This is a genomic window from Geobacter sp. DSM 9736 (assembly GCF_900187405.1).
GTDB lineage: Bacteria > Desulfobacterota > Desulfuromonadia > Geobacterales > Geobacteraceae > DSM-9736.
Window position 1 is genome coordinate 2,542,749 of the sequence record NZ_LT896716.1, and the last position, 26,375, is coordinate 2,569,123.

A 26,375-nucleotide genomic window follows, 5' to 3' on the forward strand; every position below is an offset into this window, starting at 1 on the left:
GGAGATGATGGAGTGCTGGCAAGCGTTCTTTCAGGTTATATCGGTGCCCTGGCGGCGCCGTGGCTCAACCGGCGCGCTCCCAGGCATGCCGGCCGACTCTGCGCGGCGCTCCCCCTTGCACTCTTCCTATACTTCGCCGGGCGGCTCCTGCCGGGGGGCGAAACGGCAGAGGCGTGGGAATGGGCACCTTCCCTGGGCGTCAACCTCTCTTTCCAGCTTGACGGGCTGAGCATCCTTTTCGCACTTCTTATCACCGGGATGGGTTCGGTCGTTCTCTTCTACTCTTCCGACTACCTGGAAGATCACCGCTACCTTGGAAGACTTTACGGCTACCTCCTGGCATTCATGGCTTCGATGCTCGGTCTCGTCCTTTCGGCGAACCTCGTTCTCATCTATCTCTTCTGGGAGCTGACGAGCATCTTCTCCTACCTGCTGATAGGGTTCGAAAATCGGCAGGAAGCCGCCCGGAAGTCCGCTCTGCAGGCCCTTCTTGTCACCGGCGCCGGTGGACTTTCGCTTCTCGCAGGCATCCTCCTTCTCGGCCACATGGGGGGGAGTCTCGAAATTTCCCACCTGATGGAGAGGAGTGCGGATCTACGCGACCACCCCCTCTACCTGCCGGCACTGCTGCTGATACTTGCCGGGGCCTTTACGAAATCGGCACAGGTACCCTTCCACTTCTGGCTTCCCTCTGCCATGGCGGCTCCGACGCCGGTGAGCGCATACCTCCACTCGGCCACGATGGTGAAGGCCGGGCTCTACCTGCTGGCACGGCTCATGCCGATTCTGGGGGGAAGCGAAGCATGGCATTATGCCATCACGACGGCCGGGGTCGCGACGATGCTCACAGGCGCCATCATGGCTTTCCCTCAGGAAGACCTGAAACGGTTGCTGGCCTACTCGACGGTGAGCGCCCTTGGAACGCTGATGCTCCTGATCGGAATAGGGACGACGACCGCCGTAGAGGCCTTCGTCGTCTACCTCCTGGTCCACGTGCTTTACAAGGGTGCGCTCTTCCTCGTAGCCGGGGCGGTGGATCATTCCACCGGGACACGGACACTGCACCAGCTCGGGGGCCTGTGGAAGGTCATGCCCGCTGTGACCGTCGCCGCCGCACTTGCGGCTCTGTCCATGGCAGGCCTCCCCCCCATGTTGGGATTCATCGGAAAGGAGCTCCTGTACGAGGCTAAGCTGCAGGCACCACGGGCCGCGTTCTTCATCACCGGAGCGGGGGTCCTGGCCAACACTTTCATGGTGGCCGTCGCCTTCATGGTGGGATTCCGCCCCTTCTTCGGCGACGCTGCAGACCTCCCCCGGAAGCCCCACGGGGCGTCGTGGCGTCTCTGGCTCGGGCCTCTTATCCTCGCGCTCCTGGGAACCGGGATAGGACTTTTCCCCGACGCAGCCGCTCAAGTTCTTGTCGCCCCTGCCGTCAGCGCCATAAGGGCGGAGCCGAGCGAAGTCCACCTGAAGCTGTGGCATGGCGTCAACCAGGTGCTCCTGCTCGGAATTGCGACCGTCGCGGGAGGCGTCCTGCTATATGGAGCGAGGGGAATCCTTCTCCAGCGAGCGGCGGGGAGACCGGAGTGGAATATATGGGGACCTGCCAGGTTCTACCAGATACTCCTCGACGGCATGCTCGGCCTCGCCGGAATACAGACGAGGCTTCTGCAGAGCGGATACCTGCGCCGCTACCTCATGGCGGCAGTCGGCACTGCGATTCTCCTGCTTGCCTTCGCGCTCCTGCGGCAGGGGGAGCCGTTGCAAACGGGATGGACTGCGGGAGTGCGGATGTACGAACTGCTGACTGCGGGGGTCGTCATGGCCGGCGCACTCACCGCAGCGGTAACCACTTCGCGGCTGGCCGCCGTAGCCGCCCTCGGAGCAGTCGGTTATGGCGTGGCACTGATCTACCTTCTCTTTGGAGCTCCGGACCTGGCGATGACGCAGTTCTGCATCGAGACGCTCACGGTGATTCTCTTCGTTCTGGTCCTCTACCGGCTCCCCCGGTTTTCCCTGCTGTCTTCAGCGAGTGTGAGACTGCGCGATGCGCTGGTGGCGCTGGCCTGCGGCGTGATGATGACCCTTCTCACTCTCACGGCGCTTTCCCGGCCGCTGCAGTCAAGGGTAAGCGGCTTCTATGCCGAAAACAGCCTGCCCGAGGCTCACGGCCGCAATGTCGTCAACGTCATTATCGTCGATTTCCGCGCTCTCGACACCCTGGGGGAGATAACGGTTTTCGCCGTCGCAGCCATAGGCATTTACGGCCTCATCAAATTCGGCAGCAGGGAGCGCGGGTAACATGCAGTCGCTCATTCTTTCCACTACATCGCGACTCCTCCTGCCGCTCCTTGTCCTCTTCTCACTGTTTCTGCTCCTCCGGGGGCACAATGAGCCGGGGGGCGGATTCTCCGGGGGGCTCGTAGCCGCGGCGGCCTTCGCCCTCGACGCGCTGGCCCACGGCGTGCGAAGCGCACGGCGAACGCTCGGCATCGATCCGCTCTTTCTCGTCTCCTGGGGGCTTCTGGTTGCCCTTACCGCCGGCGTGCTTCCACTGGCCTCCGGACTGCCGTTTCTGACCGGGCTCTGGATAGAGACCGGCATTCCCGGCATCGGCGCCGTCGGCACGCCCCTTCTCTTCGATTTCGGCGTCTATCTTGTGGTAACCGGAATGGTGCTGCTGGTGGTCTTTTCGCTCATGGAGGAATAATGGAAACGGTCCTGGCCCTGCTCATAGGGGGGCTTTATGCGACAGGCTTCTACATGATGATGCGCCGGAGCTTCGTCAAGCTCGTCTTCGCCCTGTCGCTTCTCGGCAACGCTGCGAACCTCCTCATCTTCGTAATGGGACGGCTGGTGCGGGGGCGCCCGCCTCATGTCCCCATAGATGCGGCTCAGCCTCCCCCCCCCTTTGCCGATCCGCTTCCGCAGGCGCTCATCCTTACCGCCATCGTGATAAGTTTCGGCCTGCAGGCCTTCGCACTCGTGCTCGTCAGGCGGGCCTATCAGACCGTCGGCACCGACGACATAGACGAACTGACTACAACCGACACATGACAGGGAGCCCCGGGTGAAACAGCTAGTAATCTTGCCGCTGCTGATACCGCTTGCGACCGCCCTGCTCCAGCTGTTCGCCTGGAGAAAGAGGCGCATTCAGCGGGTATTGGGCATCTGCGGAACGGGAGCCCTCCTGGCCGCCGGCATCCTTCTCCTGACGGCGGTCCGGCGGGAAGGTATCCTCAGCCTGCAGGCAGGAGGATGGCCCGCGCCTTACGGCATCACCCTGGCTGCGGATCTTCTCAGCGCCATCATGGTAGTTACCGCCGGGCTGAGCGGCCTCGCCGTTACCATCTATTCCCTCGCAAGCACCGACATCGAGCATGAGACCCTCGGGCACCACCCGCTCGTGCAGGTGCTCCTGCTGGGGGTCTGCGGCTCTTTTCTGACGGGAGATCTCTTTAATCTCTATGTCTGGTTCGAGGTGATGCTGATCGCCTCTTTCGCCCTCCTGGCCCTCGGCAGCCATCGGGGACAGATGGAAGGAGCTGTCAAGTACGTCGCTCTCAATTTCACGGCGTCGGCTTTCTTTCTCGCCGGCATTGCGATTCTGTATGGCGTGACGGGGACCCTGAACCTGGCGGACCTTGCTCTTCTTTCACGTGTACAGTCTCCCGGCGGACCGATGGCGGCTACCGCCACCCTCTTCCTGGTTGCCTTCGGCATAAAAGCGGCGGTTTTCCCGCTCTTCTTCTGGCTCCCCGCCTCCTATCACACGCCCCCGGTGGCCGTTTCCACCCTCTTCTCCGCAATGCTGACAAAAGCCGGAGTCTACATGCTGATCCGGGTATTCACGCTCCTCTTCGTCCACGACCGTGAGTATATCCAGAACCTCATACTTATCGCGGCCGGACTCACCATGGTGACCGGAGTTCTCGGAGCGGTGGCCCAGCACGAGTTCCGGCGGCTGCTCTCGTTCCACATAGTGAGCCAGATCGGATACCTCCTCATGGGGCTCGGTCTCTTCAGTGCTGCAGCCCTGGCGGGGGCAATTTTCTTCATGGTCCACGTGATCGTGGCCAAGGCCGCCCTCTTCCTCGTAAGCGGCATAGTGCTGCGGGTCGCCGGGCATCATGACCTGAAAAAACTCGGAGGCCTCTATGAATCAAACCCTGCACTTTCCGCGCATTTTCTGATCCCCGCGCTCTCCCTCGCAGGCATACCTCCTCTTTCCGGTTTCTGGGGCAAGCTGGCTCTGGTGCGCGCGGGGATCGAGGGTGGACAATACCTGATCGTCACCACGGCCCTCGCGGTCAGCCTCCTCACCCTTTTTTCGATGACCAAGATATGGCAGGAAGCTTTCTGGAAGGAACGTCCGGCAGAGGCTGCTCCTTCCCGCCGGCACACGTTGCCTTCCGAAGCACGGCTGCTGCTCATGGGTCCGACGGCGGCTCTGGCCCTCTTCACAGTAGTGCTGGGAGCGGCTGCGGGACCGGCACTGCTCCTTGCGGATGAAGCTGCAGCACAGCTAATGAATCCGGACGGATACATCAATGCCGTATTGGGCAAATCGCCATGAGAACCTTTCTCTTCCACATTCTGCTCATGCTGGCCTGGATAGCCCTTACGGGAAATTTCACCGCTACGAACATGGCCGCGGGCCTCCTGCTCGGCATCCTGGTAATCTGGGTCGTTCAGAAAGAGCGGGAGGGATACGTGACGCGGCTCGGACATGTGGCAGGCTTTCTCCTCTTTTTCCTCCGGGAGCTGACTGTGGCGAATCTGCGGGTGGCTCACGACGTGCTCACCCCCCGCCACCGGATGCGGCCGGGCATCCTTGCCATCCCGCTCGATCTGGAGTCCGAGGCGGAAATTACCTTCCTTGCCACCCTCATCACACTGACACCCGGCACCCTGTGCCTCGATGTAACTGAGGATCGCCGCACACTCTATCTACATGCCATGTACATAGATGACCCGGAGAAAGTAAGGCGGACCGTCAAGGAAGGGTACGAACGGCGGGTGCGGGAGGTGTTCCGGTGACTCTTGATCAGTTCATCATCAACTTCATCCTCCCTGTTCTCGCGCTGGGGATCATCCTCGCCTTCGCCCGGCTGGCCCGGGGGCCCGACCTTCCCGACCGCGTCATCTCCCTCGATCTCATGGCGAGCCTCATCATCTGCCTCGCCGCCGCATATTCGATAGCCGCGGACGAGCCCGCTTTCCTGGACGCGGCCATAGTCCTCTCGCTTGTCGTGTTCGTCGGCACCGTGGCATTCGCCTATTACCTCAGGAGGAGACGCAATGCGGATACTGACCGTTGAAATGCTCCTGGTTGCCGGAAGCTTCTTCGCTTTCGTGGCTGCGCTGGGACTGCTCCGCTTCCCCGACCTCTTCATGCGGCTCTCGGCGACGGCAAAAGCGGGTACGGTCGGAACGGGTTTCATTCTCGGAGCTGCCGCTGTTCATTTCGACGATCCTGCCGTCACCGGGAAAATTGCGGCAATTATCGCTTTCACCGTACTCACCGCTCCGGTTGCCGCGCACATGATAGGCCGAGCCGCCTACTACAGTAAAATCCCCCTGTGGGAGGGCACCATTTGCGATGAACTCGGAGAAGGAGCGAAAAAGAGCGCCGACAAAAGGGGAGAAACATCCGGAGAAGGAGAATAGGCAGGCAGAACCTGAGGATGTCCCTCAGCGGATGGTATAATTGATAGTGAGCATTAATGGAATGGAATCCAGGTATGCGGTGCTGTAAAAATCCGGAAAGGAGGAAATCATGAAAAAGACTATGGTGATGCTTTTCCTGGTAGCACTGATGTTGCCGGTGGTCCTGATGTCGGGATGCGGGGCGAAGACGCCCGACGAGAAGGCCGATGCGATCGTTTCCGAGCTTAACGACAGCCTCCAGCTGACCGACGTGCAGCGACGGAACCTCGACAGCATCATGAACGAGATCCTCAACAAGCGGACCCAGATAGACCGGCAACTGGCGGACCAGATCCAGTACGGGTTCACTTCCCAGCTTCGCAAGGACAAGTTCGACCCTGCGGAATTCGAAGAGTTCATGCTCAAATACAACGAGCAGTCCAACGAGATGGTTCGGTTCATCGGCCAGAAGCTGTCCGAATTTCACGCCATGCTGAGTCCGCCGCAGCGAAACCGGCTCGTGGAGGAAATCGCCAAGAACAGGGAGCGGTGGCTCATGCAGTGACGGGAGGATCATCGGGAGGATGGCACCCCCATTTCCGGGTGCCATCTTTCCATGTGCCTCGCATGGGTTTCGAGATAGGCACCCTGCTTGAAGAACCGGTCGTAGAACCCGGTATCCAGGTGCTGGGCCTGCAGGCATGTGATGAGGAAGATCGACGGCACGGTGCCCGGGAATTTCCCGAAGGTGTCGAAAACGTACTGCGCCTGCAGAGCTATGCATTCACGGAATTCTTCGCTATGCACCTGCGCTGCGGATCGAACCTTTGCCGATTCCTTCCACGGCCCCGGCGTCTCGGGATGAAAGGGACCGCCGGGTCCGAATTTCCGGAGGCATACCGCCTCCACCGCGTTCCGCATGTCGGGAACGTGGGGCGGACAGAACCCTTCCATCACCCCTTCCAGCCCTGTCGGATTAGGGTAGGGCCAGCGCTCGTCGATGTCGAAGCGGAAACCGAGGCCGGGAACGGCCGGATCGCCACTGGCGCCAAGGAGGCTCCAGGGATCCACCCCGTTGAACATCCACCCCCCCAGCCCCATCGCCTGGAGCATGAGGGCTCCCGCATAGCAGCTTGTGGACAGCTCTGCCGAAAGTTCGGCCATCGACCACTGCTCCACGAAGGTGAGAGGCCATGTATTGGAGACTTCGACTAAGCGGGAGAGTCGCTCTATGCCGGGGACTGGACGTCTGTGGACGTCATCGTAGAGGACGAGGCCGTTCTGCAGCATGTAGCAGAGGTTGAGGAGGACGTGCTGGGCAAGGTCTCCCACAGGAATGACGAGAAGAGTTCCCGGACGGTTGACAACCCAGGTGTTATGAGGCTCCACGTAGGGGACCTCCGGCGGCAGGCCCAGCCGTCCATCCTGGATTTTCCTGATCCGCCTCCCGACGCCTTCCAGGAGTTCCTCGATCTCGAGCTCCCCCTTTTCGTCCCTTTCCGATACAGCCGGCGAATCCCGCATATTCAGGACATAAACTCCCTCGTCGTCCGTGAAAAAAGTCATGCTCGTGTGGAACCCTGCGGCTGAAGGGAACGTCCGCCCTCCGGCGGCCCCGGCATAGTTGGACAGGTGCGGGGCGTAGCGCTGCGCGCGGAAGATCATGTGGTGCCAACTGGTGCTCCCGCCGCACGCCGTCACGACTAGGAGCCTTTCCAGCTCGCTGAGGGGAAGGGGCGGGTGTTCAGATCTATGGGCAAAGATGCCGTCCGGGATTTCGGCCCCCCTAAAAAAACGGCGGGAGCGCCGGCCTGCAAGGGCATCGAGAAGCGCAAAGGCCTGCATGTCGTGGAATCCTGGGGGCAGCTTCAGCTTTTTCAACGGCTCTCTCCTTTTCCAGCTCAACCGGCGCCTTCGGAATCCCCCAAAACATCTTCCACATACAGCATCCTCACTGCCACCATGGCGGCCGCCGCAAGAGGGGTCGCAAGAACAACGCCGATTCCACCCACCAGCACCCCGAGTGTAATCTGCGCGAACAGCATCATTGCCGCCGGCATTTCCACCGCCTGCTGCTGAACGAGCGGGGTGAGCAGGTTGCTTTCCACAGCCTGCACGGCCAGATAGAGAAGAACGACGTAGAGCGCCTGCTGCGGACTCTGGGTAAACGCGAGCAGCACCGCGGGCACCGCCGAGAGGATTGGGCCGAGGTAGGGAACGAAGGCAAAAACTGCCGCCAGCAGGGCGAGCGCCAGGGCAAGGGGCATCCCGAGCAGCCACAGTCCCAACCAGGTCAACACCCCCACCATAGTCATCGACAGGAACGTGCCCACCAGCCACCACCTAAGTGTGTGACTTATCCGCTCCAGCACCTGACGGACCCTGTGCCGCCGGGGCACCGGAAAAAGCCGGACCAGGCCGTTTACGTAGGGGTCGGGCTGGAACGCGAGGTAAAGGCCGAGAAAACAGATTATGACCAGGTTAGCGACCCATCCGAAGGCGGTGGAGAGGGCGCCGGTCATCCGGCCGAGGACGTTTATCCGGCGGGAGGTCCAGTTGATGGATTCCACCTGATCGACAACCTTTTCGCCCCATGGTTGGATCAGCAGGTGCTGCTTCACCTGTGCTGCCTTCTCCGGCAGTGCTACCGACAGTTCCGTCAGTTGCGCTATCACCGGAGCAGCTACTAGCTTACCTCCCCCCCAAAGAACCAAAGCCAGAAAGAGGATGAAGAGTGCAACGGACCAGCCGCCGGACAGCGGTGAACGGGCGGCGACCCAGGAAGCAGGTGCCCTCAGCAGCACCGCCACCAGTATCCCGGCAAAGACGAGCAGAAGCATGTCTATCGTGTACCAGAGAAACGCCAGCAGCACGCCCACGCCTACTGCGATGCCCACCGCAATCAGCACACGCGCGACATACTCTGCCCGGTCTGTTTCGGATTTAACGGAAATGCCTGACTGGTCTTGCGCAGGAATCGGAGAAATAAGACACCTCCGTCAAATCAGGGTGATCAACCTTGGACGCTTCGCCGTCTGGACATGAACTTCTCTTTTTAAGAAAAGCTTATAGGAGCAGCAATTAATGTCAAAAGGCTCACCGCACCCAAGGTTCGGCAGCCTTTGGTCGAGTAGCCGCTGTAATCCAAAATTCCGGGTTCAGGAAAAAGCACCTCGCCCAGCTCAATGAAGTCGCCGGTATTCATTTTCCTCGAAGAAGTATACCGGTATCGCAACAACTCAGCCGCGCGGTTCTCCCTGTGTGGAACCAGGAGGAAGCAATTTTCCGGAAATACGCGATGGATTGTCTGCATCGGCTATCAGAGAGGCTCGTGCCAGAATATAAGCCTTTCGGATGCCCCACCTAGCATCTTTTTCCTCTAAACCTGCACGGCTTACCTCCAGTACGCGTTCCGCATGGCGGAGCAGGGCCTGCCGGTCCTCCTCCCGCCTCACGTGTGGGGCGATGTCTGTGATGACATCCAGCATGCGGCTCAGGACTGCCGCGCTGGACCTGCCGTAATGCCTGATCTGGTTCAATGCGGTGTCGGCGAGTTCCGAAAAGGTTTCCGTCTCGGCTATGATTCGCAAGCGCCCCTCATCGTCGCGCCGGAACGGCGATGGTATCGAGCGCCCAGCCATCCGGCGCAAACCCTGCCCCAGATAATCGATGCAGATAATGGCGGTAAACGGGTCGTTGATGCCTGGGGAAAGGGAGCGTACGGCAATTTCGACGATCTGGCTGATCACGAATCCCACGTCCTGGGTCGCCGTACGCTGATTATCGAGGACAAAGGCGTCGTTGACAGCGTCATGAACCTCCTGAATCTCCGAATTCTTCGGCCAGACACGAGCAATCACATCGTCTTCCCCCACAAAATCTCCAGGCCGCTTGAACAGGCGGACAACAACGTCATTCTCCTTCGCGACCTTCATGAGGAGGTCATTGTCCAGAGCCTTCACGTAACCAAACACGGGTGATCTTATTTCTTCGCAAGCCGCCTTGAGATCTTCCGCAACCTTCCATTGGGCCGGCTCATCCGGCTCCTCCCGGCCGAGCCGGTCCGGAAAGAGCCGGTCGATTGCCTCTACCAGGTCCCGGCCTACGACTGAGATGATGTTCGAGGCCTGGATCAGGGCTGAGACGTGGTGGATGAAGTATATGAGGACGCCGAGACTGAACATCGCCAGCAGGACCCCCATGGAGACGGAAACATGAGGTACGAACGTCTCTCTGTCGATCCCCCTGATCATGCGGAGTGTGAGCAGGCAGAAGATGAAGGTGGAGATAAAGGTTCCCAGGACGATCTGATTTCCCTTGTCCCGCATGAAATTGCGGAGCAGAAAAGGACCGAACTGCTGTGAGGCGAGCGTGAGAGCAACGATGGTGATGGAAAAGGTGACGCCGGCAATCGTGATCATGGATGCCGAGACGACGGCCAGGACCTCCCGGGCGCCATCGGGGCCACCCCTGTAGATCCAGCCGAGCCTGCGGGTAGCATCCTCGCCCAGTTGGACGTCCACAGTGTAGGAGGCGACCCAAAGTGCGACAGAAGCAACCGACATTATTGTTGGAACGAACCAGTAGCTCGTGCGGAGCGTGTCCCAGGAAGCTCTGATTTTCACCAGTCTCGGAAAAGTCATGACCTCGAATCCGCCGAAGCCGTCGTATCGCCTTGTGGATTCTGCTTTCGCAATGAAGCGTCATCACGTGCGTCCAGTGCGCCGGCCCCACGCGGCGGCCGTATCCACCAGCGCGCACGCATCATGACGCTGGAAGGGGCCAGGTCCTTAACGAGAACATCAGGGGCAGGGTCCTTCAGCACTCCTTCCGTCCCGTGCATCGCATCGAGCCTCAGGCCCTTGGCCCTCTCCACATCATCTCCATAGCCTATACCGATCTCGCTACTGCTTCTTGACCCAACGGGCAAATATTCCCGGCTTATTCTCGAGCTGCCCGAATATCCCTTCGTCCAGATCAACTTTGAGTTGCTTCTGAATCTCATCAATTTTGAAATTCTGGAAAACACCTCGCACCTTCACCTTCTGCCCCTTCTGCGGATTCTTCACTACGGCGGGCCCTGCACCCACGACGACGATTTCCGCCACTCCCTCCGGAGCCTCTGAAAGAATGAATGCATTCTTTGTGAGGACTCGCTTCACATAACCATCGGCTACTACCGACTTGCCGTAGTAGGTCACCGGTTCCGCCACAACTACGGTAACGACGATGGGAACGTCCACGTCAGCTTTTTCCTGCATTTTCTTACGTTTCTCGATCATCTTCTGATACTTCTCCTTCTGCTGCGGGTTAAGGACCTCCATTACCTTCTGCTGGTTTTCCTCAAGTATCCGGGTCTCCTTTTCCCGTGCCTCCCGGTACACCTCTCTGATCCTGTCTGCCTGCTCGTTCAGGACAGGGCGTACCTTTTCCTTCTGTTCCTTTGTCAGGTTCAGCTTCCTGCTGAAATCTTCAAAGCTTTCCTTCGGGTTGTATTCTCCTTTCTTCCCCTCCCTCGCAAACGACGGTGAAACGCTGCAGACGCAAAATGCCGCCAGCAGAAGGATCAGGTGTGAACAGATACGCTTCATATAGGTCTCCTTTCGCACGTTTTCGAGTAAGCAGCTCACCTGAAATAGTAGCTGGTAGAAAAGGGAAGTCAAAAACGGGTTGCCGTTGCTGGCTTCATCGCCACCTGCAAGCGCTCGCTCCTGCTTGCACTTGCCCATCCATGCATTAGGCTTATCTAAAGAGGCAGAATCAGCTACAGGAACCGTAAGCCGGGGAGGCCGCCGCATGCCTTTCAATGAAATGCTGATAACAGGCTCTGCCTGGGTTCTGGAGGTATGCGGGATTGTTGCCATCGCAGTGGGGGCGCTCTTCTCCTCCGTGCGAAGCCTGCTGATGTACCTGAAGAAGGGAACCTCGGCCGATGTCTATGCACGCTACCGCAGGCAGCTCAGCAAGGCGATCCTGCTGGGGCTCGAATTCCTTGTGGCAGCGGACATCATAAGGACGGTGGCGATAGAGCCGACCTTCCGCAGCGTAGGCGTCCTGGCGGGGATAGTACTGATTCGGACCTTCCTCAGCTTCACCCTGGAGGTGGAAATCAGCGGCCGATGGCCCTGGTCGCATGGCAATGGGGAGAGACCCGACATCCGGGAAACGAGCAGCCGCAAGACAGGTGAGCGCAATGAAAAAGTTGAGCCGGAGGTAGCGGCCTGAAGTCCGGGAGGGAAACAAACCCATGATGAACAGCGAAAGGAGATGAGATGCGAACCCAGGAAATGCTTCAGACACACCCGCGAAAACCGGTGGCCCAGGATATGTTCAACGACCTTGCAGCCTGCATCACGGCATGCGTCGAGTGCGCCGACGTCTGTACTTCCTGCGCCGATGCCTGCCTCGGTGAACAGAACGTTCAGATGCTCACCCGCTGCATCCGGCTCAACCTCGACTGTGCGGACATCTGCCAGACGACGGCACGCCTTCTCACCCGGCAGACGGAACCGGAGCCGCAACTTCTGCGGATTCAGCTGGAGGCGTGCGCTATCTCCTGCCGCATGTGCGCCGAGGAGTGTGAAAAGCACGCCGAGATGCACAAGCACTGCCGCATCTGCGCCACAGCCTGCCGCAGCTGCGAACAGATGTGCCGCCAGATGATCAAAAGCCTGCCCGCCGGGGCGGGGCTGTCCCACTGAAAATGAATTGCCGGGAGCCGTGTTCTCGGACGGCTCCCGGCAGCTCTTCCCCATCCTCAACGTCTAGAACCAAGGCCATGTCAGCGAGTGCTGAAAAGCAACGGTGGCCCGGAAATCGGGAGACTCGTCACCAAACCCGGCGCCGGCGCCGACTGCGATCACGGTGAGCGGCGTGAGCTGCCGACGGAATCCCAACTCCACCACGTTCGATTCCTTATCCTTCTCACGCTCGTTTTCACGGATGATGTCGATGACCATCATCGTATCCGGGTCGACGCGTCCGCTGAACCCGAAAATCGCCTTGTACATGTCGGCGCGTTCCAGCTCCTCTGCACGGCCACTGTTGTGGGTCCACGCCACGTTCAGATGCATCCGGTGGAGCCATGACGTCTTTACGAAGGGCATCTTCGAGGTGACGAGTTTGAGTGTAGTGTCAACTCCGCTGCTGTAGCGGCCCGAGGGAAAATCCGCATTGGCGGAGAGGGCAACGGCGTCATTACCACATGAACCTCCTTTCCAGCGAAGTGGGCCTGTTCATGACCCTAGCAGACAACGGTATGGATGAGAAAACCGGTACATCCCGGAGGTGAGGGGCGAGCTTTGCTATAATCTTATCAAAAATTAATTCAACGGCCGCAACGCTGTCGCAACTCGATCCTCAGGACAAGCGGGGTGACTGAAGCAAATCCTGCCGGCCACACGACATGAACAACAGAGAAAACGGGACAGATCAACGGGAGAAGTCGGCCCTTCTCGATCAGCTTAGCAATCTGCTGGAAGGACCGGTCACAGCTCTCGGCTTCATGTGGCTGATGCTCATGGTGATCGAGCTGGTGTTCGGCCTCACCTACGGCCTGGAGATCCTGGTCTACGCCATCTGGGGGGTCTTCCTCATCGACTTCCTGCTGCGCCTCTACCTGGCTCCACGGAAGGCACTTTTTCTCCGGCAGAATGTCATCACCGCGGTTTCATTGATCGTTCCCGCCCTCCGGCTCCTGAGAATATTCCGTTTCGCCATTCTGCTGCGCCTTATCAGGAGTACCCGCGGGTTGCGGCTGCTGAAGGTCGTCGGCACCTTCAATCGTACCCTTCTCGGCATCAGAAGGCGCCTCGCCCACCGCGGCATCGGATATGTGCTCGTGATGAGCCTGGCGGTGGCCCTTTTGGGAGCGGCGGCAATGTATGCGTTCGAGCGGGAAGGTCCTGCGCGGAAGGGCTTTGCCGATTACGGTGATGCGTTGTGGTGGGCGGCGATGGTGATGACGACGATGGGTTCTGAGTTCTGGCCCCGCACGGCGGAGGGGCGCCTGATATGCCTTTTCCTCGCGCTCTATGCTTTTGCCGTCTTCGGCTACACGACAGCCACGATCGCCTCATTCATCCTCGGACCGCGGAGCGATAACAAATCAGGTGACAAGCGACCCTACAAACGGATAAGGAGCCGAAGCAGGAGAACTAAAGCGTAAGGTTGATGAGGCTTAGAAGCCATCGGCAAGTAAGCCGCGCGGTTCGGTCCCTCCGGTGAACGTTTCCGGAGACCGACCAAATACTAAAGCGAGTCGCAGCCCTTCGTGCGGCCGGTCGAGAACCCTCGCTTACCGTCCCGCTGGCTCAAACATGCTGTTACCGTGCAGACGCTCAAGCTTCTTCCCACTATTCCCAATAGTGGTGGAACCACAAGGATCCAAACCAGCCGGATTGAAAGCGACCGGGGGGGGTGTAGACTTTGTAACTGAGACCGGAAAAGACGGCTCGTCCGGGAAAGAAAGGAGAAGCGCATGAAACGAATATCAGGAATGCTCATAACGGGAGCTATGCTCATCACATGCGCCGGCGCAGGTGCAGCCTTCGGCCAGCCAGGGGGCAAGGGGATGGGGAGGCAGGGGGGAATGAAGGACGGTATGATGCAGCAGATGTTGAACGAGCCTCATCCGAAGCTGGCCATGGCCTACAAGAGAAACCTGGTGAATTTCGCCGGCACCCTCAAAGCCCACATCGCCAAGACCGGAAAGGTGGACAGGCAGTTCGCGGAATCTGCGGTGGAGGAGATGAAACGTAGCCTCGGCCAGATGAAGACCCATCACGACGAGCACATGAAGACGATGTCTGACCAGATGAAACAGCAGATGGGCGAGAAGATGAAGATGATGGACGATCGTATCGCAACGCTCCAGCAGCATCTGGACACACTCGAAAAAGAAGTGAAGGCCGAGGCGCCGGACCCGAAAAAGGTGACGGCAGAGGTCGATCAGATCCTCAAGCAGTGCGACATGATGAAGATGGATAAAAAGTCCCAGAGGAAGAGCCGGACGAGGTAAACAGGAAGCGCTTTCGGAAGCCCCCGTTTCCCGGGGGCGCTCCGAGGGCCCCCCGGAACATGTGACGGAAGGAGGTTGCGGTGAATGTTTTACGCCTGAAGTCATGGTCCCCTTATCTGGTAGGCGCTGCGATAGGCGTTCTGAGCTGGTTCGCCTTTGCCAGTGCCGACAGGCAGATCGGCATCACCACTGCTTTCGAATACAGTGCTGCCCTTGTCCAAAAAGCCGCCGCACCGCAGATTGCCGAGCAGAACACCTATTATGCAGAGAAAGCGAATGAGAACAAATCACCGAAGATCGACTGGGAATGGATGCTGGTCGTCGGCGTATTCATAGGCGCCTTCGTGAGCTCAAAGCTCTCGGGGGATCGCCCGGGGGAAAAGGTACCACAGCTCTGGCGCTGGAGATTCGGTGCAAATCCCGCTGCACGTTATACCGGAGCATTCGCGGGGGGACTCATCATGATGTTCGGCGCACGGGTTGCGCAGGGATGCACCAGCGGCCATGCCATAAGCGGCTTCCTTCAACTGGCGCTGTCCAGCTGGATCTTCGCGCCGGTGATGTTTACGGCGGCGGTTGCAACGGCCTTCCTGCTGTACGGAAGGGAGGGGCGGAATCATGTTGGATGATCCTGCAAAACTTTTACTCGGACTTCTCACCGGGATTGTCTTCGGGTTCCTCCTGCAAAAGGGACAGGTCGCCAAGTTCCATGTGATACTCGGCCAGCTGCTGCTGAAGGATTGGACGGTTGTAAAAATCATGGGGACGGCGGTTGCCGTCGGCACGATCGGTGTGAACATCCTTGTCGCGACGGGACTGGCATCGCTACACATCCAGACTGCTTCCGTCGGGCGGGTCGTGGGAGGCGGGATTCTTTTCGGAATAGGAATGGCGATTTTCGGGCTCTGTCCCGGCACGAGCGTAGCGGCAAGCGGTGAAGGGCACAGGGACGCCATGGTGGGGGTGCTCGGGATGCTCTGCGGCGCAGCGCTGTACGTGGCTCTGTTTCCGTGGCTCCAGCCCCTTTTCAAGGCGCTGCCCGACTACGGCAAGGTCACGCTGCCGCAGGCCACCGGAACAACCACCTCGCTCTGGGCAGGAGGGGTCGCTCTGATTTTCGCCACGGGGCTTATCCTGCTCCGGGTCCGGGGCTCGCAGCTACATCCGAAACGGTAACTGTGCCTCATGGATCGTGGGTGGACCATAGTGTCCGTCTGCTTTTGCCCGAAGGGGTGCCGGGCCATCTCCGAAAACCTCCCCTGCGGCTGCCATCCCCGCATCGAGTGCCGCTTCTCAAGTTCGTGCTACACTTTCAGGAGAAGCGGCAAATCAGAAAGGAGACGCCTCATGGACACTGCAACATCGCGAGTAGACGGAAAGATGCTCATCACCGCTGCGGCTGCCGGTCTCCTTGCATCCGCCATCACAGGCCTGGCCGACAGGCTACTGGATCGCCTGGTGAGCGAAGAGCAGAAAAAACGTGACCGGCAGGTAAGAAAAGGAACGGCTCACGCCGTCGCAGGGCCATATTTTGCCGAGAAAATAGCGGGACACGAACTTACTGAAACGGGACAGAAACGGGCACGCGCAGCTTTCAGCATTACCTATTCCCTCGTCTGGGGGACGATCTACACACTTCTCAGAAAAAAATACCCGCAGCTTGCAAGGGGAGCCGGCCTTCCCTTCGCCCTTCCCTTCTTCTTTGCCTGCGACGGATTACTGGCGCCCCTGCTGGGGGTTTCGCCGAGCCTGAAGAAGGTGCCGTGGCAGCCGAAGGCGAAGGAGATGGTTAACCACCTCGCCTGGACGGCGGCGGCCGAGATGGTGCTTCGGGGGACGGGAAGAGGGACTCAGCGCACATGGCCTGCAGGTCAGCCGGGAAGGGCATAGAAAGGGTGAGCAGCGGGGAGACAGGGATGGCCAGAAGCGCAACCTGTGTCCAATACCTGCAAAGGGGGCTGTAATGGCACGATCACGAGAAATAATGTACCGGGAACTTCCCTCATGGCTCAATGCAGTCCTGGTCTTCGGGACCCTTGCAACGGTGGTGTTCTTCGAAATGAAGCGCCCGCTGCGCAAGTCGAGGCAAAGCAAGGCTTCCCGCGACACCAGGAATGTTTTCATGTCGCTCACGACGGCAGCGACCATAGCACTCACGGAAAAACCGGTTACCGCCCCACTCTCCCGGATGGTGGAGCGGCACGGCATCGGCCTGCTGAAGCTCCGCCGGCTGCCGGTGTGGGCCGACCTGCTCCTTTCCGTGGTACTCCTCGATTACACGCTCTACATCTGGCACTACCTTACCCACAAGGTGCCCTTTCTCTGGCGCTTCCACCTCGCCCACCACGTGGACCTGGATCTGGACGCCTCGACGGCGCTTCGGTTCCACGCGGGAGAGATGCTCCTTTCCGTGCCGTGGCGCACAGCTCAGGTGGCAGTTATCGGCGTTTCGCCCCTCGGTCTGGCGCTGTGGCAGACGCTGACCCTAATGGAGATCATGTTCCACCATTCCAACACCCGGCTGCCCTTCGACGTTGAGCGCCGATTGTGCAGGGTGATCGTAACCCCTCGGATGCACGGGATTCATCACTCCATCGTCCAGGATGAAACGGATTCAAACTGGTCCACCATTTTCAGCTGGCCCGACTATCTCCACCGCACCATCCGGCTGAACGTCCCCCAGGACAGGATCACCATCGGAGTGGCGGCTTATCAGAACCCTGAAGAACTCACTACCGGGAAGATCCTCAAGCTGCCGTTCGTCGTGGACCGGCCCAGCTGGCACATGGTGGACGACGGCAAGCCGCAGCGCGAGCCGTTACCGGGCCCGGTGACCTCACTGGCAGAAGAAACCGGACCGAAGGTGCCCGCAGCTCCTTCGGAAGAGGATATCACAGGGCTGCCGTTGCACGAATTCTGGCAGGGGCTCAGAAGGAGGTGGAGCGCTTCCATCACCGGAAGAGCGTGACGTAAAGACGCTTCGCCTCGGGTAGCTGACTGCCGGGAGCTGTGCACGGAATGCTCATGGATCAGGACAAGACAATCGCCCCCTCGGGGATGGACACGGCAAAGGACCCGGTCTGCGGAATGGACGTCTCACCTGCCTCGGCAGCCGGCTCCGCGGAATATTCAGGGCACACCTGGTACTTTTGCAGCGCCCGTTGTGTCGAGAAGTTCCGTGTCTCCCCCGAAACGTACCTGAAAAAAGAAGCGCACAAGGACTCAATCTCTTCGGATACCGAATACACCTGCCCGATGCATCCCGACGTCCGGCAAACCGGCCCCGGCTCCTGCCCGAAGTGCGGCATGGCCCTCGAACCCACGACTCCAGCGCCTTCGCCCGGCGTCGAGTATACCTGCCCCATGCACCCCGAGATCATCCGCTCCGAGCCGGGCTCCTGCCCCATCTGTGGAATGGCGCTGGAGCCGCGGACGGTCACGGCGGGGGAAGAGCCGAACCCGGAGCTTTCGGACATGAGCCGCCGTTTCCGGATCGGCCTCCTGTTCGCCTTGCCGGTCTTCCTCATTGCCATGGGGGAGATGATGTTCGCCCGCTCACTCCACCCCGCTCTCTACGGGCGCCCTGCCGCTCTTGCGCAGCTCGTCCTGGCAACTCCGGTGGTGCTCTGGGGTGGGTGGCCTTTCTTAAGGCGCGGCTGGCAGTCCATCGTCAACAGAAGCCTCAACATGTTCACCCTCATTGCCATCGGCACCGGCACCGCCTACGTCTACAGCGTCGTCGCCACCCTCTTCCCCGGGATTTTCCCCGCCTCGTTTCGCGGCCACGGCGGCCAGATCGCCGTCTATTTCGAAGCGGCGGCAGTCATCACCGTGCTCGTGCTCCTGGGCCAAGTCCTGGAGCTGCGGGCGCGCAGCCGAACCGGCAGCGCAATCAGAGCGCTGCTTCAGCTTGCGCCGGCGACGGCCCGAAGGCTTTCGGAAACCGGTGAAGAGGAGGTTCCCCTCGAACAGGTGCTGCCGGGGGACCGGCTGCGGGTACGCCCGGGAGAGAAGGTGCCTGTGGACGGTGTTGTGCGCGAAGGGCTGAGCTCGGTGGATGAATCGATGATAACCGGCGAACCCATTCCGGTGGAGAAGCCACCGGGAAGCCGGGTCACCGGAGGGACGGTAAACGGCACCGGGAGCTTCATCATGGAAGCGGAGCGGGTTGGGAGCGATACCCTGCTCTCCCGGATCGTGCGGATGGTGGGGGAAGCACAGCGGAGCCGGGCGCCGATCCAGCGCCTGGCGGACCTCGTCTCCTCATGGTTCGTGCCGGCAGTGATTGCAAGCGCAATCATCACCTTCATCGTCTGGAGCCTCGTCGGTCCCGAGCCATCCATGGCCTATGCACTCGTGAACGCGGTGGCGGTGCTCATCATCGCATGCCCGTGCGCCTTGGGGCTCGCCACCCCCATGTCCATCATGGTCGGAACGGGGCGCGGAGCGATAGCGGGGGTTCTGATAAGGAATGCGGAGGCGCTGGAAGTGCTCGAAAAGGTGGATACTCTGGTGGTGGACAAGACCGGCACCCTCACCGAGGGGAAACCCCGCCTCGTCACCGTGTCTACCGAACCCGAATTCGATGAACAGGAGGTTCTTCGCCTGGCGGGCAGTCTCGAACGGGGGAGTGAGCACCCCCTTGCAGCGGCCATAGTAAAAGGCGCCGAAGAGAGAGGCATGGCACTGGCCGAGGCACGGGAATTCGAGACGCTTCCCGGCAAGGGGGTTATCGGGAGGGTCGAGGGGCGCTCCATACTTCTCGGGAACCGCCAGCTTTTCGCTGAAAAGGGAATCCCTCCGGGTTCTCTCCCGGAGCGGGCTGAGGCCCTTCGCCGGGAAGGACAGACAGTAATGCTCGTGGCGATGGACGGCAGCCCCGCCGGCATCATAGGCGTTGCCGACCCGGTAAAGCAAACGACGGGAGAGGCAATCCGCCTTCTCCACGATGAGGGGGTGAGGATCGTCATGCTTACCGGCGACAGCCGCGCCACCGCAGAGGCAGTGGCACGGAAGCTCGGCATCGACGAGGTTGTGGCGGAGGTGCTCCCCCACGAGAAGAGTGACGCGGTATCCCGCCTCCAGGAATCGGGGGGCACAGTCGCGATGGCGGGGGACGGGATCAACGACGCACCGGCTCTCGCCCGCGCGCACGTGGGGATCGCCATGGGAACGGGCGCCGACGTCGCCATGGAGAGCGCAGGAATTACCCTCGTAAAGGGGGATCTGCGCGGCATCGCCCGAGCCCGCCGCTTGAGCCGGGCCACCATGAGGAACATCAGGCAGAACCTCTTTTTCGCCTTCATCTACAACGTGCTCGGCGTGCCCATTGCTGCGGGTGTCCTCTACCCGGCATTCGGGCTGCTGCTCAGCCCCATGATCGCCAGCGCGGCCATGACGTTCAGTTCGGTGTCGGTGATAGCGAACGCGCTGCGGCTTCGCAAGGTCGATCTGTAAGGTGAACCCGAAAGACGCAGGTTGTCACAGACGGGCAGGTGCTTCATTGAATTTCTAAGGAATTTGGTGTAAAGTCCCTCCCGATGAACGGCACGCGGCGAACCCCATGGAGCAAAAGACACGCGGGAAAGGTGGCTCTGGCAGTCTCCTTTTTCCTGGTATTCCTCGGGATGCGGGTCCCGGATATCACCAGGCCCCACTCGCCCAAGCCCCGCCCACGTGCCGTCATAGAAAGCCCTGTCAAAGCCGGTCAGCCGGCAGGACAGAAGGCAAGCGCAACCTCCGTCTTTGAGGCCTGCCAGCCCCCCACGGCTCCCGGCCTCCCCCCGCTGTTCAGGACTTCATTCCTCTGCAAGCTAGAGAGCTTCAGCTCGATCCTCGTACAACAGCACGTTGCCCGCGCTCCTCCCTTAATCCCCGCGTAATCCCCCAAAACCGATGATGCCTGCCCGGTTTGCGCCTCGCGGCGCGACCCCGGGGACACCTGCATCTTGCGTGTCCTGCAAGGCACACATGCATCCAACCAGCTATATATGAATAACTATCAAAGGGGAGAAGCTATGAATAGGATATTCAGCAAATATTTTACTGTTGTCGCGCTTGGAGTACTTGTCGCCGGCGGCTGTGCCAGGAAGGACCTGGTGAAAAAGGAGGAACTCACTGCACCCGCAGCAACGGTACTAAATGCGGAAGCACCTGCCGGCACCGACTCCAGTGATCAAGCCGCCATCGAAGAGCAAGCGGTCAAGGAGACTCCTGTGGGTGGCAGACCGGCAGATAACGCAGGCAAGTCCCTGGCTCAGGAGCTCGCCCTGGAAAACATCTTCTTCGACTTCGATTCGTACCTTCTGTCGCCTGCCGCCCGTGATGCACTCACTCGGAATGCCCGCGAGATAAAAGGCAAGTCCGGCGTTAAATTCCGAATCGAAGGGCACTGCGACGAACGGGGCTCGGACGAGTACAATCTGGCCCTCGGTGAAAAGAGGGGAAAGGCCGCACTGGAATATCTGGTAACGTTGGGAGTTCCGGCGGAAAGGCTGTCGGTAATCAGCTACGGTAAAGAGAAACCTGCCGTCCCGGGGAGTGATGAAGCTTCGTGGGCGAAAAACCGGCGGGACGAATTCGTGGTAACGGCACAATAGCTGTTCAGGATAGTGCCGTAAGTTCCCTGTTGGACTTCTACGGTGGACATCGATGCCGGTGCTGCCGCAACAGGAACCGTTTCTGCTGCAGGATGAAACCTTTCCCTGCAACAATGCATGGAAAGGTCTCTATTCTGCGACCTGGAGATCATATGAAAAATATGCAAAAATTATTGCTACTTATGCTTTTCGCCTCCATATCCTGCGGTTTCACCTGGGGGTTCGGAGAAGAGAATAAATGTGACAAAGCCAAGGATATCGTAAGAAATCTATCCGGCAATGAGGACGAGCGGAGGAATCAGGAGGAAAAAGCACTGGAACTTTGCCCTGACGGGGCGGCAGCCAATTTCGTAGAGGCTCTGCGCCGTGAGGAAGCGGGAGAAACGGAACAGGCCGTCGCCCGGTACCGCAAGGCGTTGGCCCTAGATGATACGCTCTCGGTTGCTCACGGCAACCTGGGGCTTCTGCTGGCGCAAAGAGGGGATGTTTCCGAGGCGTCGGTCGAGCTTACCAGAGGGCTGATGGGAAAGGCGGACCCGCAATACCACAAGGCGCTGGCAGAGATTCTCCTTGGACAGAAGGCGTATCACCTGGCTGCCTTCCATTATTCCGAAGCAGCCCGGGCTTTCCCTGGAGACAGCCCGGTCATGATCGGCCTGGCCGAAGCAATGTTCGGCGCGGAGCGGTTAGAGGACGCAGAAAGGGAACTCTCCCGTATCCTGGCTGTGGAGCCGGACAACCAACGCGCACGCCTCCTGCGGGCAAGGGTGTACCTCTCCCTCGACCGGCCGGATGAAGCCCTGGCGGAGCTTGAGAACGCCTCTGTCAGGAACCCGGAAGACAGGAACATTCACCGGTTCATGGCCGACATCCTCAAAGACAGGGGAGATTATGAGAATGCCATGAAAGAATACCGGCTTGCCGGAGCTGCCGACACAATCGACCCAGCCGAATACATCCGCACGGGTGACGAACGCTACTCGGAAGGCGACTTCGAGAAGGCAGCCGACGCCTTCGAGGCTGCCCTGAGCGTTAAGCCCGAGCAGCCCGACGTTCTTCAGAAACTCGGGGATGCCTTCATGGCGGCCGGCCGTGACGATGAAGCCATTGCCGCATACCGTAAGGCCGTCTCCCTGAAGGGTGCCGACGGCGATCTTTTCTACAACCTTGGAGTTCTTAACGAGCGCAAGGGTCTCCTCGATGAGTCGGCAACCCAGTACCGGCAGGCTTTGAAGCTCTCCCCGGCCAACGGTGACGCCCGCAGGAGGCTCGCTGAGATATATTTTCTGCGGGGGGACTTCGAGGAAGCGGCGGAGCAGTACAAGGAACTCATCAAAGTCAGGAACGACAATCCCGTACTCCATTTGAAACTGGGAAAGGTTTACGAGAAGGGGAAGAAGTACCCGGAGGCGCTGGCGGAGTATCAGGAAGCAGTACGGCTCGCCCCTGACAATCTTGAGGCCCGCAGAGAACTGGCATCTCTTTTCACTAGAAGGGGCCTGGTGGACGGAGCAGAAGCCCAGTACCGGGAGGTGCTTCGCCTTAAAAAGGAAGACTCGGATGCACGCTCCGCGCTCATTGCAATTGCCGTAAAAAAGAAACGATACGAGGATCTCTTCGTCCTGCTCAAGGAGGGTTCCGAGCTTTACCCTCAGGATCCCGGAGCCCACTACAAGTTGGGAATCATCTACGAATTCAGGAAGGATTTCGAAGCGGCCATTGCCGAATATGAAAAAACCGTCGGACTGAAGAGCGACCATGCGAAGGGACTGAACGCCCTTGGGCGGCTCTATCTGAAAAAAGGGCAGATCAAAGAAGCCAGAGAGGCTCTCGAAGCCGCCAAAAAAGCGGACCCGAACCTCGACGAGCCGCCGCTGCTCCTCAGCCGGATAAAGAATGACCTGTCGCCCGAACCGGCCCAGTATAAGAAAAAAGCCGGCAAAAAGCAGAAGAAGATCGTCAAAAAGAAGACGAAACAAAAAAATGTGAAGCACACGCCCAAGCAGAAGAAGACGAAACGGCGGTAAGCTCAGTTACTTCAGCACCATCATCTTGTCCCGGAACTCCGGTGCAGCCGAATCAGCGCCTCTTCGGCTGCACCGGAAAAACGGGCATTGCCCGACAGCAACTCCATAGCTCAAATTTCAATCCTGAACTCGGCTCCGTTGCCTACGTTACGGGCAGTGAGACTCCCGTTCATGTTCTTCTCGATGATCACCTTCGACATGTAGAGCCCTATGCCGGTCCCGCTCCCCTCCTTCTTGGTTGTAAAGTAGGGCTGGAATATCATGGGCAGTATTTCTTCCGGTATCCCCCCTCCGTTATCCCTGATGGCAACTACAGACCTGTTGTTCTCGCTGGATATCACGATCTGCACCTGCGGGTCGCGGACATCACGCTCCAGGAAGATGTCGCGAGCGTTGTTCAGAATATTGAGCAAGACCTGGATGAATTCATTCGGATATCCGATTACCCTGAATTCCCCTTCCGCCTTCAGGTCTACTGAAATTCCACAACTGGAAAAAGAGGGAGATATGAAGTTGAGGCTCCATCCAACCAGCTCATTCACCACAAAAGTTTTTTTCTCTTTGTCGTATCTGAGAAAATTGCGGAAATCATCGATCGTCCGCGACATGAATCCGATATTTTCAAGGGTTCTCTCGATGGTGGACTTCACATCATCTTTCGATGCCTGATCCAGTTCGTACTTCACTCCCAAAGTTTGAACCAGAAGCGCAATATTGTTGAGCGGCTGTTTCCATTGATGGCCGATGTAGGTAATCATCTCTCCCATCGCTGCCTGCCTGCTCTGCTGAATCAGGGCCTGGTCCTTTTGGCGAATTTCCGCGACTGCTTCGGCAATTCTGCCCTCAAGGGTGCAATTCAATTCTTCCAGCTGGTGCTGCTTCTCTGCAAGGGCCGCCTCGGCCGATTCCCGCCGACGCATGTCCTCGGCAAGGGAAGCAGCCATAAAATCAAAGGCGGCGGCAAACTCTCCCAGTTCTCCCCCCTTCACGAACTCAGGAACCCTGACCTCCAGATCCCCGGCGGCAATCCGTTGCGACGTTGCCTCCAGTGCGGAAATACGATCGATTATCGAAAATTTGGCTATGAGCAGCACTACCAGAAGCGCCGCAAGTATGAAGGGGACAAGAACGCTCAGCTTCAAAAGGAGAGCCTTGTTTGCTTTCTGTACGACCGCATCTACGGGGATTCCGCTGACGATATAGACATATGGATCTGTTTCACCGGCGAGGAAAAGCTTTCGGTGGCTTATGAAAAACTCTGTTGCACCGTCGAGGCCTGAACCGGTGAACTGACTCTTGTCGGGGTCCGACTTTATGTGCCTGAACAACGTCAGGTCCAGAGGTTTCCCGACATAAGCTGCAGGTGCGATGCCCCTGCTTATAATGGTTCCCCTATGATCTGTAATCGCATACATGGAGCCTGGTGGGAGGCCTGAGCGCTTGAGAAGATCCCTGAAAAAGTCCAGATCGAAATTCAGGGAGATGATACCCTCGAGTTCCCCTATCCGGTCCTCCATGGGATAGCCGAAGTTAATGGTCGGTTTCCTGAAAGTTCTGCCGATCCCGAATTCGCCTGATGAAAATCTTCTCGTCGCCGAAGCGTTTTTGAAGTACCTCCTGTCCGCAACCGAAACAGGGGATCTCCTCGGCGCTGCAGAGGCCCACAATCTTCCGGTCCGGTCGGAAACCGCGAGATTTACATACTGAGGATTCAACCCCCGGATTTTCCGGAGAATAAGTTCGGTTCTCTCCTGGTCCTGATTTCTTATTTCGGATGATTGAGCCAGCGCGCTGGCCAGTTGCTGTGCACCGGCAACGAGATTCTCCATCTCCGATGCGATATCCACGGCAAGGCGCTCTGAATCCGCCTGGGCTTGGGCGATGGATTCCCGCCTTTCTGAAAATACATCATTGATGGCTATTCCAACCGCGGGCAGAGCCAGAATCCCTGCCAGGATCAGAAGGTTCCTTCTTATGCATGCAGTGAACAGTCTGAACATGCCACCCCTCGCCATCATGTCGAAGATGCCGGACATCATCGTCATTACCATAACTTAAGCTACAAATGCATCCATTAAATTAAAGCGACTTATACATTTTATTATTATTAAAATCCGGCCATGCCGATCCCCGTTCTGGCGGGCTGGATAGAGCCGGCACCGGCGCTCTGAATTTACTCTCATTGAAGATGCCTTCAAAAAGCCTTGACATCCCCCAGGTCGTAAAGTAGTTTTCGTGGCTCCTGAATTAAATTATATCAATCATAAACACCACCTCTCCTCCGGAATTTGGGCTGTCAACGCAATGTCACTGTTCAGGGAACCTCTGAAGATTTTTTGCCGGGCGGCTCTCGACATCATATTTCCACCTCGCTGCCATTTCTGCGGCTCCTGGATGTCGAACGGAAACGATCTCCACCTCTGCGATGAATGCCTCCGGGAGATGCGCTCCATTTCCTCCCCCCTCTGCACGGCATGCGGCATCCCCTTCAGGACGGAAGGCGGGATCAACCACCTCTGCTCGGTTTGCAGCACAAGACACCCTCCCCTCACGATGCGCGGAGCTCTGCTGTATGAGGGGAAAGCTCGGGAGCTGATCCACCGCTTCAAGTACCAGCACAAGGTTCAGATTTGTCGTCCACTGGGTCTCTTTACGGCAGAGCTGCTAGGTAATTTCGTATCTGCGGCTTCACCATCCCTGATCATCCCCGTCCCACTCCACCCGCGGAAACTACGGGAACGTGGATTCAACCAGTCTCTGCTCCTCGGTCAGGTGCTCGCACGGCAGTGGCGTGTCCCCCTCTGCCGGCGAAGCCTGCGCCGCACCCGATTCACCCTTCCGCAGACCGAACTCTCCGCGGAAGAGCGGGCGGCCAACGTGAGGGGAGCGTTCGCCGTATGGGATGACGCAGCAATCAGGGGAAAACGTATCCTTCTGGTCGACGACGTCTGCACCACCGGAAGCACCATAAGGGAATGCGCAAAGGTTCTTCTCCGCTCCGGCTCAGAAGAGGTATTTGCAGTCACGGTCGCCCGCGCACCCTTGTGAACAGCGGTTATACGCATCAAAGGGCTTGACATC

General features: G+C 58.9%; 27 protein-coding genes. 20 read left to right on the top strand and 7 right to left on the bottom strand.

The features are described from left to right. Nucleotides 1-12: 12 nt before the first annotated feature. The 8 genes from CFB04_RS11490 to CFB04_RS11525 all read left to right on the top strand — a co-directional run bounded on the left by CFB04_RS11490 (nt 13) and on the right by CFB04_RS11525 (nt 6,214). A complete protein-coding gene (locus tag CFB04_RS11490) occupies nt 13-2,301 on the top strand; it encodes a putative monovalent cation/H+ antiporter subunit A (protein WP_088535400.1) in 2,289 nt (762 codons plus the stop codon). 1 nt (nt 2,302) lies between these two features. Further along, on the top strand, nt 2,303-2,710 hold the full coding sequence (locus CFB04_RS11495; RefSeq protein ID WP_088535401.1) for a Na+/H+ antiporter subunit B: 408 nt from the start codon (nt 2,303-2,305) through the stop codon (nt 2,708-2,710). Then, nucleotides 2,710-3,057, top strand: a complete 348-nt coding sequence (locus tag CFB04_RS11500) for a Na+/H+ antiporter subunit C (protein ID WP_088535402.1) — start codon at nt 2,710-2,712, stop codon at nt 3,055-3,057. The genes CFB04_RS11495 and CFB04_RS11500 overlap by 1 nt, the downstream gene beginning before the upstream one ends. A gap of 13 nt (nt 3,058-3,070) precedes the next feature. Continuing rightward, nucleotides 3,071-4,576, top strand: a complete 1,506-nt coding sequence (locus CFB04_RS11505) for a Na+/H+ antiporter subunit D (protein ID WP_088535403.1) — start codon at nt 3,071-3,073, stop codon at nt 4,574-4,576. Continuing rightward, nucleotides 4,573-5,040, top strand: a complete 468-nt coding sequence (locus tag CFB04_RS11510) for a Na+/H+ antiporter subunit E (protein ID WP_088535404.1) — start codon at nt 4,573-4,575, stop codon at nt 5,038-5,040. The genes CFB04_RS11505 and CFB04_RS11510 overlap by 4 nt, the downstream gene beginning before the upstream one ends. Beyond that, a complete protein-coding gene (locus tag CFB04_RS11515) occupies nt 5,037-5,321 on the top strand; it encodes a cation:proton antiporter (protein ID WP_088535405.1) in 285 nt (94 codons plus the stop codon). The genes CFB04_RS11510 and CFB04_RS11515 overlap by 4 nt, the downstream gene beginning before the upstream one ends. After that, complete coding sequence (mnhG, locus tag CFB04_RS11520; protein ID WP_157698781.1) at nt 5,302-5,670, top strand: monovalent cation/H(+) antiporter subunit G; 369 nt, start codon at nt 5,302-5,304, stop codon at nt 5,668-5,670. Before CFB04_RS11515 ends, mnhG begins: the two co-directional genes overlap by 20 nt. Before the next feature lie 109 nt (nt 5,671-5,779). Continuing rightward, nucleotides 5,780-6,214, top strand: a complete 435-nt coding sequence (locus CFB04_RS11525) for a Spy/CpxP family protein refolding chaperone (RefSeq protein WP_088535406.1) — start codon at nt 5,780-5,782, stop codon at nt 6,212-6,214. An 8-nt stretch (nt 6,215-6,222) separates the two neighbouring features. On the opposite strand, the gene CFB04_RS11530 is transcribed toward CFB04_RS11525, so the two are convergent. The 5 genes from CFB04_RS11530 to CFB04_RS11550 all read right to left on the bottom strand — a co-directional run bounded on the left by CFB04_RS11530 (nt 6,223) and on the right by CFB04_RS11550 (nt 11,240). Further along, complete coding sequence (locus CFB04_RS11530; protein ID WP_369833293.1) at nt 6,223-7,494, bottom strand: hypothetical protein; 1,272 nt, start codon at nt 7,492-7,494, stop codon at nt 6,223-6,225. 56 nt (nt 7,495-7,550) lie between these two features. Further along, entirely contained in the window at nt 7,551-8,558 is a 1,008-nt protein-coding gene (locus CFB04_RS11535; protein ID WP_088535408.1) for an AI-2E family transporter, read from the bottom strand. Nucleotides 8,559-8,888: 330 nt separating this feature from the next. Beyond that, nucleotides 8,889-10,292, bottom strand: coding sequence for a DUF2254 domain-containing protein (locus CFB04_RS11540; RefSeq protein ID WP_088535409.1), 1,404 nt, complete (start codon nt 10,290-10,292; stop codon nt 8,889-8,891). Next, the gene (locus CFB04_RS11545; RefSeq protein ID WP_088535410.1) at nt 10,289-10,525 is read right to left on the bottom strand and encodes a hypothetical protein; all 237 of its coding nucleotides are present in this window, start codon (nt 10,523-10,525) and stop codon (nt 10,289-10,291) included. Before CFB04_RS11545 ends, CFB04_RS11540 begins: the two co-directional genes overlap by 4 nt. Before the next feature lie 28 nt (nt 10,526-10,553). After that, nucleotides 10,554-11,240, bottom strand: coding sequence for a Spy/CpxP family protein refolding chaperone (locus CFB04_RS11550; RefSeq protein ID WP_088535411.1), 687 nt, complete (start codon nt 11,238-11,240; stop codon nt 10,554-10,556). Between the two features lie 205 nt (nt 11,241-11,445). Between CFB04_RS11550 and CFB04_RS11555 the strand changes: the two genes are divergently transcribed. Beyond that, complete coding sequence (locus tag CFB04_RS11555) at nt 11,446-11,874, top strand: DUF1622 domain-containing protein (RefSeq protein WP_088535412.1); 429 nt, start codon at nt 11,446-11,448, stop codon at nt 11,872-11,874. Nucleotides 11,875-11,921: 47 nt separating this feature from the next. Then, a complete protein-coding gene (locus CFB04_RS11560) occupies nt 11,922-12,350 on the top strand; it encodes a four-helix bundle copper-binding protein (protein ID WP_088535413.1) in 429 nt (142 codons plus the stop codon). A gap of 63 nt (nt 12,351-12,413) precedes the next feature. On the opposite strand, the gene CFB04_RS11565 is transcribed toward CFB04_RS11560, so the two are convergent. After that, nucleotides 12,414-12,710, bottom strand: a complete 297-nt coding sequence (locus tag CFB04_RS11565; RefSeq protein ID WP_157698782.1) for a hypothetical protein — start codon at nt 12,708-12,710, stop codon at nt 12,414-12,416. 344 nt (nt 12,711-13,054) lie between these two features. Between CFB04_RS11565 and CFB04_RS11570 the strand changes: the two genes are divergently transcribed. From CFB04_RS11570 to CFB04_RS11615, 9 genes are all read left to right on the top strand, one after another. After that, nucleotides 13,055-13,816, top strand: a complete 762-nt coding sequence (locus CFB04_RS11570; RefSeq protein ID WP_088535415.1) for a potassium channel family protein — start codon at nt 13,055-13,057, stop codon at nt 13,814-13,816. Between the two features lie 312 nt (nt 13,817-14,128). Beyond that, nucleotides 14,129-14,668, top strand: coding sequence for a hypothetical protein (locus CFB04_RS11575; RefSeq protein ID WP_088535416.1), 540 nt, complete (start codon nt 14,129-14,131; stop codon nt 14,666-14,668). Between the two features lie 80 nt (nt 14,669-14,748). Beyond that, complete coding sequence (locus CFB04_RS11580; protein ID WP_088535417.1) at nt 14,749-15,297, top strand: YeeE/YedE thiosulfate transporter family protein; 549 nt, start codon at nt 14,749-14,751, stop codon at nt 15,295-15,297. After that, nucleotides 15,287-15,844, top strand: a complete 558-nt coding sequence (locus CFB04_RS11585; RefSeq protein WP_088535418.1) for a YeeE/YedE thiosulfate transporter family protein — start codon at nt 15,287-15,289, stop codon at nt 15,842-15,844. Before CFB04_RS11580 ends, CFB04_RS11585 begins: the two co-directional genes overlap by 11 nt. A gap of 171 nt (nt 15,845-16,015) precedes the next feature. Continuing rightward, nucleotides 16,016-16,558, top strand: a complete 543-nt coding sequence (locus CFB04_RS11590; RefSeq protein WP_088535419.1) for a DUF1440 domain-containing protein — start codon at nt 16,016-16,018, stop codon at nt 16,556-16,558. A 73-nt stretch (nt 16,559-16,631) separates the two neighbouring features. Continuing rightward, nucleotides 16,632-17,636 (top strand): sterol desaturase family protein, encoded by a 1,005-nt coding sequence (locus tag CFB04_RS11595; protein WP_088535420.1) that lies wholly within the window; start codon nt 16,632-16,634, stop codon nt 17,634-17,636. Nucleotides 17,637-17,692: 56 nt separating this feature from the next. After that, nucleotides 17,693-20,125 carry a heavy metal translocating P-type ATPase gene (locus CFB04_RS11600; protein ID WP_255396939.1) on the top strand — a complete coding sequence of 811 codons (2,433 nt, stop codon included), beginning with the start codon at nt 17,693-17,695 and terminating at the stop codon, nt 20,123-20,125. A 560-nt stretch (nt 20,126-20,685) separates the two neighbouring features. Then, nucleotides 20,686-21,267, top strand: coding sequence for a peptidoglycan-associated lipoprotein Pal (gene pal, locus CFB04_RS11610; RefSeq protein ID WP_088535423.1), 582 nt, complete (start codon nt 20,686-20,688; stop codon nt 21,265-21,267). A 152-nt stretch (nt 21,268-21,419) separates the two neighbouring features. Then, nucleotides 21,420-23,294: a tetratricopeptide repeat protein gene (locus CFB04_RS11615; protein ID WP_172825487.1), complete on the top strand. Its 1,875-nt coding sequence runs from the start codon at nt 21,420-21,422 to the stop codon at nt 23,292-23,294. Nucleotides 23,295-23,404: 110 nt separating this feature from the next. Here the strand turns inward: CFB04_RS11615 and CFB04_RS11620 are convergent, their stop codons facing one another. Then, nucleotides 23,405-25,339, bottom strand: coding sequence for a sensor histidine kinase (locus tag CFB04_RS11620; RefSeq protein WP_197692510.1), 1,935 nt, complete (start codon nt 25,337-25,339; stop codon nt 23,405-23,407). 259 nt (nt 25,340-25,598) lie between these two features. Between CFB04_RS11620 and CFB04_RS11625 the strand changes: the two genes are divergently transcribed. Continuing rightward, entirely contained in the window at nt 25,599-26,342 is a 744-nt protein-coding gene (locus CFB04_RS11625) for a ComF family protein (protein ID WP_172825488.1), read from the top strand. The last annotated feature ends 33 nt before the right edge of the window (nt 26,343-26,375 follow it).

Excerpts from the sequence above, each read along its gene's own strand:
- CFB04_RS11495 (WP_088535401.1), top strand. The coding sequence starts at position 2,303 with ATGCAGTCGCTCATTCTTTCCACTACATCGCGACTCCTCCTGCCGCTC.
- CFB04_RS11500 (WP_088535402.1), top strand. The coding sequence starts at position 2,710 with ATGGAAACGGTCCTGGCCCTGCTCATAGGGGGGCTTTATGCGACAGGC.
- CFB04_RS11510 (WP_088535404.1), top strand. The coding sequence starts at position 4,573 with ATGAGAACCTTTCTCTTCCACATTCTGCTCATGCTGGCCTGGATAGCC.
- mnhG (WP_157698781.1), top strand. The coding sequence starts at position 5,302 with ATGCGGATACTGACCGTTGAAATGCTCCTGGTTGCCGGAAGCTTCTTC.
- CFB04_RS11525 (WP_088535406.1), top strand. The coding sequence starts at position 5,780 with ATGAAAAAGACTATGGTGATGCTTTTCCTGGTAGCACTGATGTTGCCG.
- CFB04_RS11530 (WP_369833293.1), bottom strand. The coding sequence starts at position 7,494 with ATGCAGGCCTTTGCGCTTCTCGATGCCCTTGCAGGCCGGCGCTCCCGC.
- CFB04_RS11540 (WP_088535409.1), bottom strand. The coding sequence starts at position 10,292 with ATGACTTTTCCGAGACTGGTGAAAATCAGAGCTTCCTGGGACACGCTC.
- CFB04_RS11550 (WP_088535411.1), bottom strand. The coding sequence starts at position 11,240 with ATGAAGCGTATCTGTTCACACCTGATCCTTCTGCTGGCGGCATTTTGC.
- CFB04_RS11555 (WP_088535412.1), top strand. The coding sequence starts at position 11,446 with ATGCCTTTCAATGAAATGCTGATAACAGGCTCTGCCTGGGTTCTGGAG.
- CFB04_RS11560 (WP_088535413.1), top strand. The coding sequence starts at position 11,922 with ATGCGAACCCAGGAAATGCTTCAGACACACCCGCGAAAACCGGTGGCC.
- CFB04_RS11570 (WP_088535415.1), top strand. The coding sequence starts at position 13,055 with ATGAACAACAGAGAAAACGGGACAGATCAACGGGAGAAGTCGGCCCTT.
- CFB04_RS11575 (WP_088535416.1), top strand. The coding sequence starts at position 14,129 with ATGAAACGAATATCAGGAATGCTCATAACGGGAGCTATGCTCATCACA.
- CFB04_RS11585 (WP_088535418.1), top strand. The coding sequence starts at position 15,287 with ATGTTGGATGATCCTGCAAAACTTTTACTCGGACTTCTCACCGGGATT.
- CFB04_RS11590 (WP_088535419.1), top strand. The coding sequence starts at position 16,016 with ATGGACACTGCAACATCGCGAGTAGACGGAAAGATGCTCATCACCGCT.
- CFB04_RS11595 (WP_088535420.1), top strand. The coding sequence starts at position 16,632 with ATGGCACGATCACGAGAAATAATGTACCGGGAACTTCCCTCATGGCTC.
- CFB04_RS11600 (WP_255396939.1), top strand. The coding sequence starts at position 17,693 with ATGGATCAGGACAAGACAATCGCCCCCTCGGGGATGGACACGGCAAAG.
- pal (WP_088535423.1), top strand. The coding sequence starts at position 20,686 with ATGAATAGGATATTCAGCAAATATTTTACTGTTGTCGCGCTTGGAGTA.
- CFB04_RS11615 (WP_172825487.1), top strand. The coding sequence starts at position 21,420 with ATGAAAAATATGCAAAAATTATTGCTACTTATGCTTTTCGCCTCCATA.
- CFB04_RS11620 (WP_197692510.1), bottom strand. The coding sequence starts at position 25,339 with ATGACGATGATGTCCGGCATCTTCGACATGATGGCGAGGGGTGGCATG.
- CFB04_RS11625 (WP_172825488.1), top strand. The coding sequence starts at position 25,599 with ATGTCACTGTTCAGGGAACCTCTGAAGATTTTTTGCCGGGCGGCTCTC.